Raw genomic sequence first — 17,418 nt, forward strand, 5'->3', positions numbered from 1 at the left:
AAAAATATGATGAGAATTGGCATGATCGTATGGCTGTTATGCTGTGTGATGCAGGTAAAAGCATTCACCGCAATAGAGTCATATCAGCACCAGTTGAAAGGTAGTATCAAAAAGGGAGATACCCTTGTAGTGAAGGATGAGAAGTTTTTAAATAATGCTTTTGACTGGACCAAAATCCATAATAAAGCAGTCACCAATATTATTACTTTCGGACTGTTCCGGGATTCAGGGGTAGTACTTACCAAAGCATTTAAATGCCAGGCAGACCTGAAAATAGAATACTGGTCGCAACCGGATCAGGTAGATCCTATTATCGTTGACCATGTGAAACTGGACATAGGTTATGATCCGCAAAAGGGTGTATCCTATCAGGCATCTGCAACGTATCGTTTCCTGAACGGACATCGCGTAAAGATCACTATTAATGATATTACCAGTGCCGAATTGGGATCAGAACTGCCAGCTGCATTCCAGCTCACCAGCCAGATAGCCGTAGAAAGATGGTACGACCTTGATACGGAGAAAACAATCGTTCCTAAAGTTGTCATTGTACCTGCCAATACTGTTGCCGGCAATAGTATGCTCAAAACAGCAACAGCAGCCAATGAGATATCTTATGAAGTAGCATTATCCTGGGACAAGATCACTGGTGCAGAAGAGTATGACCTGGAATGGACATTTATTGATGAGGAATCCGATAACGGACGGCTATTAACAACCGCGGGTTCAGGAGTTACAACAGCGGTACTGGCAAAGATGTTCCGTAATAACGCTACGCGTGTAAGCTTACAACAGGAGTATTATAACATTTCACTGGTACATTTTTCCAAATACCTGCTGGTACGCGCACGTACTGTTATGTATAATACAAATGGTCAACGGTTGCAGGGAAGCTGGAGCTATAATATGGAAGAGGAGGATGGGACTACTGTGCCTGCGGTGATCACATTAAATACTACATGGCACCTGCCTGCATTTAACTGGCAATACAGTGCTGTATATGCAGAAGAAGGAAAGAAAAAAGAAATTGTCAGTTATTTTGATGGAACATTACGTACCAGGCAAACCGTTACCGTCAATAATTCTGATCAGAAAGCAGTTGTACAGGAATCTATTTATGATGAATTCGGACGTCCGTTGGCAAGCATTCTGCCTGCCCCTGTACCAGAAAGTAATTTAAAGTATTATCCTAATTTGCATCTTAATTCTTCAGGCAACAATTATAGCTTTAGCAATGTATATGGCAGCGGCAGTAATTGTATCAATATGCCGGAACCGCTGGGAACTGCCGGTATTACGAATGATGCATTCGGTGGTGCCGGACAGTATTATTCTCCTCTCAGCAAATTTCTAAATACGTCTTCAGAAAATAAATATATTCCGGATGCAGGTGGTTATCCTTTTGCGGTTACGCGTTATACTCCCGATAATACAGGGCGTATAAGTGTACAGGGAGGAGTAGGTGCCATATTCCAGCCGGGTAATAAGGCTACTCGTTATTATTATGGTAAGCCTGAACAGTGGGAGCTGGACCGTCTTTTTGGGAATGATGTGGGATATGCTAGTCATTACCTGAAAAATATGGTGGTGGATGGTAATGGTCAGATCAGCGTCAGTTATCAGGATGCTTCCGGTAAAACGATCGCCACCGCACTGGCCGGAGATGCTCCTGCGAATACAGATGCCCTTGCGTCAAAAACCGTAGTAAAAAGTGAAACATTCCCGGTATTACAGCCAGGGCAGTTTTCCTTTGATCCGTCAAAATTAAAGCTGAGTGCATCTGCTACCTATATGGCCGCAGTGCCGGGTAATGTAAACCTGGCATACAATGTAGAGCAACTGGTGAAAACATATACAGCGAAAGGAGGAGTTATTATCTGTAGTAATTGTTATTACGAATTATATATCAGGATCACTGATAACTGTAATCGTACAATTTATAATACAGCAGTACCCATACCTGTAGGTAGTCTGACAAGCGATTGCAGCAAAACTGCCGCTGCTACGGGAAATATCGATGTTAATTTTGATCAGGTAGGTGAATATTATATCTCTTTTGAGTTAGGGCTTACGCAGGCAGCACTGAATGCTTATACAGACGATTATGTAAGTAGAAATACTTCTCTTTCCACTCAATATTCTTTTATTACTTCAGCACTATATCATGCAAATACCCTTTCCTGTTTTAATGATTGCAGTACCTGCAGGGAAGCATTAGGTACAAAAGTGAACTATGTTTACCAGGTGAAAAAACGTTTGGCAGAGGATGGCGTAGATACGGTTATAAACCGCTCAGAGCTTACAGCCTGGGTGCAGGATCAATATGATATACAATATAGCATCTGTCTGGGATTGCGTACTTCCTGTAAACCTTCTCCCTGCCAGGAATTGGAAAATGCAATTAAAAAGGATGTAAGCCCGGGTGGTCAATATGCTTTGTTTGATGCAAACAATTTGCCCCTGGAGAAAAATATCAATGTATTATTCCTGAATTGGAGGAAAGTATTTCCTGTTAAAATTGCTACTGATACTGCTTATATCAACCAGCAGTTTGAATTGGGAAATGGTTTGATCATGTCTCCTTACGATGAAAAGTTTACGCTTGATTCATTAGTGAAGTACTGGAATCCTGACTGGGCAATAAAGTTTGAATCATATCATCCGGAATATTGTGCGTTAAGGTTCTGTAATGATCATAGTAAATACCTGCAATGGGATGATAGAGTGAAAACATTGGCTGAATCCATTACAGATATTTCTTCAGTGATACCTGGTGCTGTTTATTCCAAATCCAACCCGACATGGCTGATCGATAAAGATTCATTCTTTGTAAAATATCCGGCTCAGCGTACTGCATTTGTAGCAGACCTGGCGAATTACTCGTCAAATATAGCAGGGATCACCAATACTAATTTTCCTGTTAAGGACCTGGTAGGTTATGTAGATTATATGCTTTATTGCAGTGATTATACAGGTAATACCAACAGTCAGAATATTCCTGTTAAGAATGCAAACAACTGGACAAACTGTTCGCCCGTTGAAAGTTGCCGTATGCCGGATATGGAATGGCGGTTGTATCGCGATAAATACCTGGAGTTAAAACAGAAATATTTCCAGATAGCCCGGAATACCAGTGCTTATTGTGGCAATACTGGTATCTGTGCTGTAGGAAATCCTTCATCATTTGTAGTTCGCGATTGTCCGGCTTCAACAGATTTTATTATACAGGCAGATCCGCAGAGTTGTCCAACATGTGAACAGCCGGTAAGAATAGTATATGTAGGTGCTATTGCTATTACAAAGCCCGTAACAGTAAAGATCTATTACCCTGCTGAGTATAGCGGTGTGCCAAAAACGAAGAGTGTTTCTTTTACAGCAGGACAAAAAGAAGTTTCCATTCCTGTTGATCATACTATTCCTGTAAACTCCATGCGTGTTGCTGATGTATTGTGTGATTTACCTTTTTGTGAACAATATGCGAAAAGCTCAAGCTTTAGAATAGTTCCCATTCATCTTGCTGATCAAACCTGGAGTTATACAATGTATTATACTCCCAGCGTACCCATTCCCGTGGGAGGATCAATGAGTGTAAGAGTGATTTTTTACAATGCAGCAACCGGATCTGAGGAGTATTTTCAGACATTTAATTTTGACCACAATACAACATCAGATGAACGTTCTCTTCCTGGAACAAACGGTATAAATTATTCTTATTCCATTGAAGATGCAATTATTAGTTGTTATGTTCCATCAGTCACTCCTCCTGCATCTTCCTGTGATACGGCTTTTCAGTATAAGATATCCCGTATTAACAGTATCTCTTACAATACACCTGTTGTCAGCACAGATACTGTTGCTCTTAAAGCAATTGCTGATGCACAATTTGCCGCACAATTGAGTGCTAATTGTGAGGCGCAGGCAGATAACTGGATGCAGCAACTGGCAGAGTGTTTAAGTAGTGCAACGCAGGATAAAAAGGATCTGATCAAGGCAAAACTGATAGCAGTCTGTAAACTGGGTGCTGATGTCAATCATCCGAATGGTGCCAGCACAACTGCTGGTGGCGTACTGACGGCCGATGGTTACAATTCATTCAGCCAGGTGATCAAAGGAGAGATGACTCATGGTGCTTTTACCATGACCTGTAATCCGTGGTTGCTGGATGCACCTTATCCTTATGATACAAAGGCGCAGGCGACTACTAATATCATCCATCGTACAAATAATGAAATATGTGCCCGTTTAACGGCGCTTACCCAGGAATATAATACTCCCGGCGGCAATTTATATCAGTACCTGGTAGATAAGTATGGTACTGCCATGAACCTTACGGCAGATGAATTTACCATTCTGCAGAAAGGCTGTGTTAACTGTCGTTACTTATTGGAAAAGGATTTACAGTTGCCTGTATTCCTGGATGGTACAGCCAAAGGTTGTGTTTCTCCTGCGGAATTTAATCAGGGCATCACTGCTTTACAGCAGGAGGGCTGGTTGCTTGACACAGATGCCAATTACGAAAATATCTATGCTACTTATCTGAATCACCGTTGGGGCTTTACGCTTTCTTATGCGGAGTATAAAGGATATGCTGATTTACTGATTGCTAACCCGGGTACAACAACTATGTTGTGTAATCAGCCGGTCTATGTAGCGGTGAAGCGTGATCCATATAGCTGTTTGATGGAGGTTCTGGACGATGCTGTTTCAAGAGGAAAGGTATTATATAAAGAATACATCGCGGAAATCCGCCGACAATTCCGCAAGGATTATATCGCATATTGTGGAAGTGCGAAGGCCAATGTGCAATTGACAGCGGCACAGCAGTTGTATCATTACACTTTATATTATTACGATCAGGCAGGTAACCTGGTGCGCACCGTGCCGCCTGAAGGTGTTCATCTGGTAGATGCTTCTTTATTTGCAGCAATAGATGCCGCGCGTGTTCACAATGATGTGGGTTATTCTCCGGTATATCCGGCTCACTCACTTACCACTTCCTATGCGTATCAATCCCTGAATGGTATCCGGTTACAACATACGCCGGATGGTGGTAATACTCAGTTTTATTATGACAGGCTGGGTCGGTTATTTGCTTCACATAATGATGTTCAGGGGAACGGTAGTCTTAGGAATTTCAGTTATACTAAGTATGATGCACAAGGGCGTATTAAAGAAGTGGGGGAGAATGCATTTGCTTCATTGGAAGGAGTGGATCAACCATTCTACGAACCTTATGCAATATCTCTCTTCTTTTATAATACCACTAAAAGGCAGGTGACCCGTACTCATTACGATGAGCCATACGAGAATATGGGTTTTCCACAGGAGAATTTACGTAAGCGTGTATCAGCAATTACTTATCATGAAACGGACTATTATGGCCCACAACAGGGAACCTATTATAGTTACGATCAGTTGGGTAACGTAAAAACCCTCTGGCAGCAAATGGAAGGGTTGGAAACTAAACAGATTGACTACCAATATGATCTTGTGAGTGGTAAAGTCAATAAGGTAGGTTACCAGCGTGATGCCACAGACAAATTCTACTATAGTTACCAATACGATGCGGAAAACCGTTTAACAAAAGCCTTTAGCGGTACGGATGTTTTAGCGGATAATAACTGGGAGATCTCCAATGCGAAAACAGATGCGTCTTACCGTTATTACCTGCATGGTCCTTTAGCGCGTATGGAATTGGGTAATACAGAACTGGTGCAGGGACTGGATTATGCATATACCCTTCAGGGTTGGTTAAAAGGCGTAAATGGGCAGTATTTATCTCCGGCCAATGAAATGGGTCAGGATGGTTTAACGGGCAATGTACGGTCTGTAATAGGTCGTGACGTGTATGCCTATTCTCTGGATTATTTCAAAGGAGACTATAAGCCAATAGGAGGAAACGACGCTAAGGCTTTCCCTATGTCATGGACTCCTGGTGAGGCAACCGAGATCGGAACGGATCTGTTTAATGGAAATATTAGTCGTAGTACTTTGGCGCTGAGTGCATTTAATACCGGCACACCGGTAGGTTACACTTATCGTTATGACCAACTGAATCGCCTTACGGCTATGCGTCAGCATATAGTCGCCAATGCGGCAACCAGTTGGGATGCATCTTCTGCAGGAGAGGCCTTTATGGAAAACGTCAGCTATGATGCTAACGGTAACATTCTCAATTATTTCCGAAATGGTAGCGGTGCCGGTAATAAGCCAAAGGCAATGGATAATCTCAATTATGGTTATTCCCGCGATGCCTCCGGTAATCTTTTAAACAACAAACTGTTACATGTCAAAGATGCAGTCACCAATCCGAATTATACAGAAGATCTGAAAACACAGGGAGATAATAATTATCTTTACGATAACATCGGTAACCTTATATCAGACGCACAGGCAGGAATAAGCAATATCACATGGACCGTGTATGGTAAGATAGAGCGTATTGATAAAACCGATGGTAGTTCTTTGGAATATCGTTATGATGCGGCTGGCAACAGGGTGTATAAAGCACATACACACGGCCCAGATTATGTCACCGACAAGACCTGGTATGTACGGGATGCTCAAGGCAACACACTGGCTATTTATGGTAACAAAGATGGAGGCAGTGATCTTTACTGGAAAGAACAACACCTTTATGGAAGCAGCCGTTTAGGCATCTGGGAACCGGATCTATTATCTGGTGACGATAGTCAGACTGCTTGGGGTTCGGTTGGTAAGAAGAGGTACGAGCTGACTAATCACCTTGGGAATGTGCTGGCTACTATTAGTGATAAGTCTTTAAGTGTAAGTGATCATTATGAAGCGGATCTGCTAAGTGCACAGGATTACTATCCATTTGGAATGTTGCAGCCTGATAGGAGTTATACGCTGGGGAATTATCGTTATGGGTTTAATGGGAAGGAGAATGATAATGAGACTGGTACGCAGGATTATGGGCTGAGGATATATGATGGTAGAGTTGGACGGTTTTTGAGTGTGGATCCTATTACTAAATCTTTTCCAATGTTAACTCCATATCAATTTGCAAGCAATAGTCCTGTTGCAAATGTTGATCTTGATGGAGGTGAAGCAAAATATAATGCAATTGAAATATTCAAAACATACAAAAATGGTAAACTAATTCTAGCTAATACAAGAATAACGGAAGAAAAAAGCAAGGCTGCTGGTTGGTTTATAAATGGAAAACCATACCAGTTTGCAGGAAAGCTTGGCAATGGTACCTTATATTCAATAGTATCTTCAGAAACAACTTTGAATAAAGATGGTAGTGAAGAAACTGTAATAAAAAATATAGGTGCTATCTATGTTCCTGAACCACCAGAGCCGGCACCTGATAGAGCCCAAAGCCATATGCCGGTAAATATAATTGTGTGGGGCAGTAGTCAAAATCCCAATGAAGGTTATGGTGACAAACCAAATCCTAATGCCAAAACTTTTATTGTAGATTATGGTAAATTTAATGAGGATATGGATATCATAATGGCAGCTCAACCAGGTGAACTCGGCAAACCTGATCTTGAAGTTCCATCTGCATTAGATTTTATTGGATGGACAGGAGGGAATGGGGGCGATATTATTAAAATGGTACAAAGTTATGTTCTTAGAATGCCCGATTCGGATGTCGGTTATTGTATGAAATGCAAACAGAATTATGACATTGATAAAGGTAAATTATCATTTGAACAGTCTAAATCTACAAGGCCTGCCGGTGATACTTTCCCTTCACATATGGAACCAGCAAAGTCTAGTACAGAAATCGAAAAATCAAATTAAAGACAAAATGAAACATAATTATTCTAAGATATTTATAACTATTTTATTATTGTTAGTTTTTGTAAAGTGCAAAACTGTCTCGCCTGATAAAAAAGTCAGTAATGAATATATAATCAATTGTGATTCCATTCGGAAAGGAGAAATGTCTGATTCACTTTATTATCATAAAAAAGGATATATGGCTGTTATGAAACGTAATCGCCATTCAACATTACGTGAAATCAATGGATACGCACTGGGAAAGTTTTATGGTCATTACTTTAAGTTCGATTTCTTTGGCGTTCTTGATGATTATAAATACATTGTGGATGGTTCTCATTACACATACAGAGTATTTTATAATGTAGAAGATTCATCATATTCCGAGAGGGGATTTCCCTCTGTGGATCAAATGAGAGTTTTGTCAGAGAGTAATAAGGATAGCACAGAAATTTTATTTCTATTTACAAAATTTCCACGTCAGAATATTCAGGTACTTTATTCCATTGATGGAATTAGTTATGCTAAAGTAGCAAATAAAAAAAGTGACTTAATGCCATTCTTAGATCAGGGAGCATTGAAGATATCGGTGAATGTCAAGAAGGTTTTTTTTAAAATAGAAACCAGTAATTTGATATACAAATGGCCCGGACTTGAGGAAAAGAAGATTTTTCTCGATACTACAATGGTTAATTAATGCATTCGTATAATTATATTCTGGGAGAGAGAAAGGAAATCATACATTGATTGTGCAGTTGTTAAAGGGGGCACTCGCCGAATAATTATTTTAGTTCCAGGCCGTTCATCGGCCTGGAATTTTTTATTTCAATTGAAAAGCAGCTGAAATAAAAAGGTATATCTTAGGGGCAGTTCTTTGAATGTGGGAGTTGTAAGCGGAGGCTGTAGAAACGGAGAAAAACAGGTGCGGATCGATACCGTTATGGGTTTAATGGGAAGGAGAATGATAATGAGGTGAAGGGAGAGGGGAATCAGTTAGACTTTGGAGCAAGGGTATATGATCCGAGAATTGGTAACTTCTTGAGCTTAGACCCATTATTTAAAGAATATTCAGAGCAATCACCATACGTTTTTGCTGGTAATAGCCCTCTTGTTTTAATTGATCTAGAAGGAGAAGGGCCTGAATATTTTGATCCTCCTGTCAAGGCAAAAACTCAGCCTAAGATATATGTAAGGAGGAAAGTAGTAGTTCGAACGGATGTACATCATGCTGCCCCTCCAATTAAAGAGTCGTCTTTGCGACGCTGGTGGAATGGGTTTAGAAAAATTGGTGAAGTTACGTCAACTGTTGCGTTGGTTTTAGAAAGCGCTAATGGTGATTATGCTGGGCCTGGTGCTTCTGATGGCAATGAAAGAGCTTTTCCGAAAGATTTGGAATATGTCACTACAGATCATTCTCTTTTGCCGGATGATTACTTACAAGAAGTTAGAAAACGTATTTTAGCGGGAACAGCGTCGGATCAGGAAAAGTTGTATAGTAAAGAACTAGAAAGAAGAGGTATAAGGACAACAGGACAGAAGCCTAGTTATTTTACTTTTTTTAGTTTAGATCGTTTCACATTTAAAACAGGAGAGAATGCCATTTGAGGAACATTTAAATTTATAGGAGCAAGTGGTATAGCTAGAGAAGCCAAGTTTATGGCGTCATACGATCCTAATGGTGAGACATTAGAACTTAAAGATGCTGCGTTATATATAGATGGCCTTGACAATAAGGAAGCTGCTAGAGAGATGGGTACCAGAGGTACAGTAAGTTTACTAAATATTTTGAAGGATAGAGCGAGGACGGAGGGTTTTAAGAAATTGAGAATTCAATATCAGAGGACAGAAAAAAGCTCCTCTAAAAATCCAGGACACACAGAAGATAAAACAATGGATTTATAATAAATTTTTATGATGCCACTATCTCAAATAACTGATGAAATGAGGTCGATTTTTAACAAATATTATAAAAAAGATGACCAGGAAAGCATAGAACAAATGTTCATCGAATTCAGGCGACGGAATGTCAATCCAATATTGGTAACGATGTTGCTAGTTGAAGAATTAAATATTACTTTATCAGAGGCAAACCGAATAGTAGGATCCAGTAATGCGTGGAATGCCTAATAAATAATGGCTTACATAACCGAACATTTTGAAAGCAAGTATCATTTTAATGATATTCCCTCGAAAACCATAACCTCACACCCCGCTTATAAACCGGTCATCATTATAACCAATACCAAGTAAAATTCTTAAATATATTTGAGAACCAATATCCCGGTATACCATCTACATGTCTATCTATAACCAACCTAGAAGAAGGGTTATCCAGCTGCTTATCGTTTGTGCAATGTTGCTGATCATCAGCAGATTATTCTTTTTACAGATCATCGAAAAGAAATACTCGAAGCTTTCAGATGCCAACTCCGTGTTATGTAAAATAATATACCCCAGTAGGGGTATCATCTACGACCGTAAAGGGCGAAGTGTTTTACAGAACGATGTTATGTACGACTTGATGGTTACGCCGTACAGCGTAAAGGATATTGATACTATGGCGTTATGCAACTTGTTGCAGATAGATAAAGCAGACTTCAAAAAGCGGATTCTCAATTCAATACTTAAAAACGGAAGAGTAAGGCAATCCATCTTCGCTGCATTGCTCACCCAGGAAACTTACAGCAAATTCCAGGAAAGCATGTACTTATTCCAGCCGGGCTTTGAGCTGGTACAGCGACAAATCCGTTCTTATCCTTATTCAACTGCCGCCAATATCTTGGGTTATATAGGAGAGATCTCCCCGCAAATGCAAACGAATCCGGCTTTCAGTGCCTACCAGATGGGAGATTACCTTGGTATGACCGGCCTGGAGAAAACATATGAAAGTGTACTGATGGGTAAGCGGGGTACACAATACCTGGTAAAAGATAATCTTAACCGTCCCCAGGGGCCATATGAAAAAGGTGAGTTTGACACAAGTGCTGTCGCCGGTAAAAATCTGGACTTATCACTGGATATAGATCTGCAGGTACTTGGCGAACGACTGATGCACAACAAAATCGGTAGTATCGTAGCCATAGATCCCCAAACCGGCGGGATTCTGGCGATGGTAAGTAGCCCTACTTTTAATCCTAATCTGCTAACTGGTTCATACCGTGCACGGAACTTTAGCCGTTTGGTTGCAGATACTACAAAGCCTTTATTTAACCGGGCCATTCAGGGTACCTATGCGCCGGGATCCTCCATGAAGCCGTTAACGGCATTAGTTGCATTGGACGAAGGGATTATCACACCCGCTTTCGGATATCCCTGCCACGGAGCTTATCTGGCCTGTGGGCGCAGCATCGCCTGTGAGCATAGCGAACCTGGGCACGCTGCTAATTTAAGATTGGCAATCTCCCATTCCTGTAACTCTTATTTCGTGAACCTGTACAGGATGGAAGTAGATGCTCGTCAATGGGGAGGTGTAAAAAAAGGGCATCAGAAGTGGTATGATTATATGACCTCCTTCGGACTTGGCCATCGCCTGGGCATTGATATCCCCGGGGAATATGCTGGTTATGCCATTGATACAGTGGGAATGAACAAACGTTACCACGGACAATGGAATTCATGCACGGAATTGTATGTGGGAATGGGGCAGGGGGCTGTGTCGGTAACGCCGCTGCAAATGGCGAATGCCATGTGTATTATTGCCAACAAAGGCTTTTATTACCTGCCGCATTTTGTACAGAAAATAGAAAATGATTCATCCTCGCTGCTGGCAAAATATAAAGAACGGCATACAGTTGCTCATGTAATGGATACTGCTTACAGCTCTGTGATATATGGAATGGAAGATGTGGTGGAACACGGAACGGGGCGTAATGCACAGATCGAAGGAGAAATCGTTTGTGGTAAAACAGGTACTGCAGAAAATAATGCAATTGTAAATGGCGTATTGAAAAAGATGAAAAGCCACGCTTTCTTTGTTGCTTTTGCTCCCCGCGATAATCCTAAGATAGCCATTGCAGTGATAGTGGAAAATTCCGGTTATGGTGGTACATATGCAGCGCCTATCGCCGGACTAATAATGGAAAAATATCTGCACGATACCATCTCCATAAAAAAGAAATCCGTTGTAAAAACCATGTTGGAATATAACACCATGGATCCCATCGTAATGGCAAAGTCCCGCCTCGATTCTTTAAATGGTGCTACCGCAAAAATGACTACCGATCAGATCCTCAATTTCTATTTTCATAATTAAAATATACTAATAAGTCAGGAATAATTAAAACATACAAAGCTATTCTAGACAAACACCATTATTATAATGTTTGTAGATTGCGACAGCATCGCCCGTAAACCAAATTAAATAACCCAATTATACGTTACGTAAATAGAATGCGTAGTAAGCTTTTAGATTTGCATTATGATATTTGAAACCTATGTTACCCATCCCCGAATTTTTAAATCAAATCAAATAAACCCTATGACAAGAACAATTGGCCTGTTATCGGTCATCTTCCTCTTTTGCATTACTGGCTGTAGAAAAGATCAGAAAATCAAAGAGGCTCTCGAAGCAACAGACAGCACCGGTAGTAAATCCGGAACCCCTTCAAACGCAAGAGTCGCCTATGGAACCGACGGTTCAGGAACCGTGCAGATTGTAATTATTACTCAGGAAACCACCGGCGCTCATCCTCAAACAGACGTTGCTGTTCCACAGGATTATGTTCTGATCGGTGGTGGTGCAGTAGTAACTCCGGAACTTACAACAGGTGCAGGAGCCCTGTTAACAGCTTCCTACCCCGACGATAATCTCACTACCTGGCATGCGGCATCAAAAGATCACCTGACTTCTTTTAACCATACCCTGGTGGCATATGCTATCGGCTTAAAGCTGACTGGCGTTACAAGAGATCAACTGAAAAGTTACATGCAGGTATTTTCAAACACTTCCGGTAGCGGACAGCATCCTACTACTTCAGTAAGCGTAGGCAGCGGTTATACGTTGATCGGAGGTGGGGCTAAAGTAGTCTACAGCGGTGCCGGTAACATGCTCGTAAAATCAATGCCTTTAGGAGACACCTGGTATGCAGGCAGTAAAGATCACGATGTAGCCTCTTCGGCTGTTGTCACATCTTACGCTATCGGTATAAAAACGGCCATCCCTAATTTCGGTAACCTGGAAATAGGACAGGAGTCTAATTCTAACTTCGTACCGTCAGGCTTTGGTGTAGTTACAGTGAATATCGATAATTCATGGGTGCTGGCTTGCCCCGGTGCACAAGCGTTCTATAATAATGCAGGTAGAATGTTGACAGCTATAGAAGCTAATATAAGAGATGTAAAAGTGACGTCTAAAGATCATAAAGTTTATGATGGCGGAACTACTTACGCTTATGCAGTGAAAATCCGTAAACAACAATAGTCATTACTTTAAGTATCATAACGGGCCCTGTAATCGCTGATTACAGGGCCCGTTATATTAAAATCCTCATCGCAAAATAGATGTTATGCGATTGTATTAATTAACTCTTATACGTGAAATTTTCCCATCCAGTCCATTGTTACGGATGAAAGTTACTCGTACATATTCATCCTCGTACGTTCTTTCAAATGTATTAATGATGTACTCTGGAATACTTCTTTTCACATTAACGATGCAAAAGTCATCACTTGTACTTCCGTCAGAAGAATCATATACCCTGATTTCACAACCAGGTCTCACACCATAAATTTTCGCCGATCTGATTTCATCATTTCGTACCGGACGAAAATCCTGCCCGGGACTGTCTTCAATGGTTTGAACGACGTTTTCAGTTGCGTTGTTTCCTTCATAAAATGCAATAATACCCATGATAATAGTGATTTTAAGGTGAAAAATTAAAGATTCAGTAACAAGTTTTATTGTTGATCCATGCCGCATCATGAATGATATGCATAGAACTGTAGTTTAAAAGTATAAACCGATGATTAGCTCTTAATTAATTGAAAGAATAATTGAAGTGATTTCACATTTGAACTGGAATAACAATCTTAATGACTTTATTTTGAGGTTGATTTTGCGTGAAAAGGATGTAACTGTTTTGGGTGAAATATATTATATATCAACTGATTGTATGAATTTAACGACTTTTAAGATTAAATAAAAAAAAACTTTCTTCCATCTTTAATAATTCATCCGGACGAAAGCATAAGCAAACTCATTACATCGCTATAACCATTTATCCTTCCGGATAATAAAATTTCATCTATCTTTAAATAGATAAAAGTATTACACCCTCAAGGTAATCATGTGTAACCCTAAAACGGGTTAAAAGAGGTGTTTGTTATTTATCCGGTTTACCCATCCGTTAATCCATCTGCCATACTTTAAACTATACATATGAAAACACCTCTCTTAATCATTGGATTATTTCTTGTACCCGTTTTCGTGCATGCTCAGCAAAAACTCGTCTGGGAAGAAAACTTCGATGGCAATATTTTAAACCTTCAGAACTGGACCTATGAAACCGGCGATGGCTGTAGCAAAGGAAACTGCGGCTGGGGTAATGCCGAACTGGAATATTATACTAACAGTTCCAATAATGTAAGAGTTGAAAATGGTCATCTCGTAATACAAGCCCGTCGTGAGGATGTGGGTGGAAAACCATTTACTTCCGGTCGTATCAAAACAAGTGGCCGCGTTGCCTTTAAGTATGGCACGCTCGAAGCCCGCATCAAAGTGCCTCAGGTTGGTAACGGTCTTTGGCCTGCTTTCTGGATGCTGGGTAGCACTGGTGGTACCTGGCCCCACAACGGTGAGGTAGATATCCTGGAAATGGGCTTTGCGGGTGCTATAGCGGCAGGGAAAGCCAATAAGACTGTAAGCGCGGCTACGCATTGGTGGACCGAAAACCCGGGTGGTTATACCGGTCATGCTTCCTACGCAAGAGATACAGTGAGTGAAACCGCTGCTCTGAGCGACGATTATCATCTCTATAAACTGGTATGGGATAAATCCTTCCTCACCATTTACCTTGATAACAGTCCCTATTATAAAATAGCCCTCACTGGTGGAAATGGTCTCGATGCTTTCAACAATCCTTTCTATATCCTGCTGAACCTTGCTGTTGGTGGTAATTATCCAGGCATCCATTCTGCTGCTGAGGTTACAGCTCCTCTTCCCGGTGCTATGGAAGTTGATTATATCCGCTTATATCAGGATCTTACCCAGGGAGAGCAACTGATTCTCGGAACAGACAATGCCCCGGAAGGTAATTATGGTATCTTCACTGAAACCACCACCGTAAATGATAAAGTTACCTTCGGTCAGGGTGCAAACCTGTACTACTGGAATAATATCACAGATATCCCGGCACCAGTGCCTTTTGAAGGCAACAGCGCATGGGCTTTTCATGCCAGCGCTGGCAATTGGTTCGGATTGGGGGTATCTAACGATGATAAAAATATGAGCAACTTTGCCTCCGGCAGCCTCAAATTTAATCTGAAAACTACTTCAACCGCTACCTTCAAAGTGGGGATCTCAACCGGCTCAGGAGAAAGCTGGGTGCTGTTTAATGGTACTAATGGAGAACATGGACTGGTGAGAGATGGCCAATGGCACCAGGTTATCATTCCTGTAAGTGAATTTGGAAGTGTCGACCTGATGACGGTCAACCAGCTGTTTATGTTCGCCGGTGATGCTCCTGCTGTAGCTGCCGATTTCTACGTGGATAATGTATATTACACCGGTGGTGTATCTGATAATCCGGCTCCTGTAGTTACTATCACCAGCCCTGCTAATGATACCCTCTATACCACTCCTGCTTCAATTGTTATCAGCACAAATACTACCGATAGCAATGGCTCCATCAGCAAAGTAGATTTCTTTAACGGTGATAATTACCTGGCTACAGTTACGGCTGCGCCATTTAATTATAACTGGCAAACATCCGTACAAGGCATCGCTACGCTGATCGCAAAGGCGACAGACAATCAACAGAAAACAACCACTTCTAAACCCGTTACCGTATTTATTGCGGCTCCTGGTAATACAGCTCCGCAAATAAACATTACTTCGCCTACGCCCGCTACAACGTTGCTCAAACCGGCTAAAGTAAACATCGCTGCAAACGTAACAGATGATGGTACTATCTATAAAGTAGAGTTTTATAATGGAGCTATCTTACTGGGAACTGTCTCCAAAGCGCCATATACTTTCACCTGGAATAATGTTGACATGGGCACTTATACCATTACGGCTAAAGCCTATGATAATGGTAAACTTAGCACCGTATCCCAACCGGTTACTTTCACCGTGCAGGATAATAAGATCCTGTCGGAACAATATGGTGTTTATACTAACGATGCTGCCATTACTACAAAACTTACCTACGGACAGGATGCAAATCTTTACGTATGGAATAACCTCACCACCATCGCGAATGCTGCTCCTTACGAAGGCACGGAAGTGATTGCCTTTACAGCTGCACCTGGCAACTGGTTCGGACTCGGCGTGGCAAATGATGTGCGCGATCTGAGCCATTTCAGTAACGGCTATCTGAAGTTCTGGTTCAAAACAACCTACCAGGGTTCCTTTAAGTTTAGCGTGATTGCGTCAAACGGTCAGGTAGATATTTCCTATGCTGCTGGTGAACAGAAATTAGGATTAATAAGAGATGGCCAATGGCATGAAGTAACCATCCCTGTAAATACTTTCACTAACATAGATCTGAGTGCCATCACACAGGTATTTACTTTCTCTGGCGATGCTCCTGCTGCTGCGGCAGACTTCTACATTGATCATGTATATTATACCACCGGCAATACTACTGGTCAGGGTCCAAACCTGGCATTGAATAAACCGGCAATTGCTTCCACTACAGAAAATCCAACTACTGAAGCAATATATGCTGTAGATGGTAATGTAAATACCCGCTGGTCAAGTGCCTTTGCCGATCCGCAATGGATCAGTGTTGATCTGGGAGCAGATTACAACATTAATGAAGTGAAAATTACCTGGGAAGCTGCAATAGGAAAAGACTACCAGGTACAAATCTCAACAGACCAAATCAGCTGGACAACCCTGAAAAATGTTACAGCCAACACTGCTCTTATAAATGATTATACCGGTCTTTCTGGTCATGGACGCTACCTGCGTATTTATGGTACTGCCAGGGTAACAGTTTATGGTTATTCCATCTTTGAACTGGAAGCCTACGGTTCATTACATGCAACTACAGGCTTGTTGGGTTTAACAGAAGAAAAAACAGGCAAATGGGTAGCTAGTTTGTATCCAAACCCGGTTGCAGGAAGCCAGGTACAAGTGTCTTCCAGCGAAGCGGTGAAACAAATCAAACTGGTAGACCTGAGCGGCAGGGTATGGTCAAACAGATTTGTGCGTACTGCTGCAACTGTTTACCCTGTTGATATCAGCCGTATCCCACAGGGCATGTATCTGATCCAGGTAACCAATACATGGAATGAAACCTTATTGTTGAAATTCATTAAACAATAATAAAGGATTGGGGATGTATCAAAAATAAATGAAGAACCATATGGTCATCCGGCTCTTCATTTATTTTTGATACTTCTCCTTTTTTTATGCATACAGGATTTATGTTGGCTGTAATATTCTTTTGTTATTAATTTTATCCTCCATTGCATAATGATTCCGGAATTCAAAATTTG

Annotated in this window: 7 protein-coding genes and 1 pseudogene; 7 read left to right on the plus strand and 1 reads right to left on the minus strand. The window is 41.2% G+C overall.

Features of this window, described 5'->3' with window-relative positions; translation table 11 throughout:
* The first annotated feature begins 6 nt into the window (after nt 1-6).
* The 6 genes and pseudogenes from BM176_RS14590 to BM176_RS14620 all read left to right on the plus strand — a co-directional run bounded on the left by BM176_RS14590 (nt 7) and on the right by BM176_RS14620 (nt 13,174).
* Nucleotides 7-7,776 carry an RHS repeat-associated core domain-containing protein gene (locus BM176_RS14590; protein WP_177230408.1) on the plus strand — a complete coding sequence of 2,590 codons (7,770 nt, stop codon included), beginning with the start codon at nt 7-9 and terminating at the stop codon, nt 7,774-7,776.
* A gap of 7 nt (nt 7,777-7,783) precedes the next feature.
* A complete protein-coding gene (locus tag BM176_RS14595; protein WP_090104191.1) occupies nt 7,784-8,452 on the plus strand; it encodes a hypothetical protein in 669 nt (222 codons plus the stop codon).
* Between the two features lie 242 nt (nt 8,453-8,694).
* Nucleotides 8,695-9,360: pseudogene (locus BM176_RS14600) on the plus strand (RHS repeat-associated core domain-containing protein); the annotation flags it as partial.
* 51 nt (nt 9,361-9,411) lie between these two features.
* Complete coding sequence (locus tag BM176_RS14605) at nt 9,412-9,657, plus strand: hypothetical protein (RefSeq protein ID WP_090104195.1); 246 nt, start codon at nt 9,412-9,414, stop codon at nt 9,655-9,657.
* Between the two features lie 394 nt (nt 9,658-10,051).
* A complete protein-coding gene (gene mrdA, locus BM176_RS14615) occupies nt 10,052-12,007 on the plus strand; it encodes a penicillin-binding protein 2 (protein WP_090104199.1) in 1,956 nt (651 codons plus the stop codon).
* A gap of 225 nt (nt 12,008-12,232) precedes the next feature.
* On the plus strand, nt 12,233-13,174 hold the full coding sequence (locus BM176_RS14620; RefSeq protein ID WP_143097810.1) for a hypothetical protein: 942 nt from the start codon (nt 12,233-12,235) through the stop codon (nt 13,172-13,174).
* A 96-nt stretch (nt 13,175-13,270) separates the two neighbouring features.
* On the opposite strand, the gene BM176_RS14625 is transcribed toward BM176_RS14620, so the two are convergent.
* Nucleotides 13,271-13,603: a hypothetical protein gene (locus BM176_RS14625; protein ID WP_143097811.1), complete on the minus strand. Its 333-nt coding sequence runs from the start codon at nt 13,601-13,603 to the stop codon at nt 13,271-13,273.
* 528 nt (nt 13,604-14,131) lie between these two features.
* Here BM176_RS14625 and BM176_RS14630 point away from each other — a divergent pair.
* The gene (locus BM176_RS14630) at nt 14,132-17,245 is read left to right on the plus strand and encodes an Ig-like domain-containing protein (RefSeq protein WP_090104213.1); all 3,114 of its coding nucleotides are present in this window, start codon (nt 14,132-14,134) and stop codon (nt 17,243-17,245) included.
* Nucleotides 17,246-17,418: the final 173 nt, after the last annotated feature.

The organism is Chitinophaga sp. CF118, from assembly GCF_900112615.1.
GTDB lineage: Bacteria > Bacteroidota > Bacteroidia > Chitinophagales > Chitinophagaceae > Chitinophaga.

Coding starts and splice junctions, on each gene's coding strand:
- mrdA (WP_090104199.1), top strand. CDS start 10,052: ATGTCTATCTATAACCAACCTAGAAGAAGGGTTATCCAGCTGCTTATC.
- BM176_RS14630 (WP_090104213.1), top strand. CDS start 14,132: ATGAAAACACCTCTCTTAATCATTGGATTATTTCTTGTACCCGTTTTC.
- BM176_RS14595 (WP_090104191.1), top strand. CDS start 7,784: ATGAAACATAATTATTCTAAGATATTTATAACTATTTTATTATTGTTA.
- BM176_RS14620 (WP_143097810.1), top strand. CDS start 12,233: ATGACAAGAACAATTGGCCTGTTATCGGTCATCTTCCTCTTTTGCATT.
- BM176_RS14605 (WP_090104195.1), top strand. CDS start 9,412: ATGGCGTCATACGATCCTAATGGTGAGACATTAGAACTTAAAGATGCT.
- BM176_RS14625 (WP_143097811.1), bottom strand. CDS start 13,603: ATGGGTATTATTGCATTTTATGAAGGAAACAACGCAACTGAAAACGTC.
- BM176_RS14590 (WP_177230408.1), top strand. CDS start 7: ATGATGAGAATTGGCATGATCGTATGGCTGTTATGCTGTGTGATGCAG.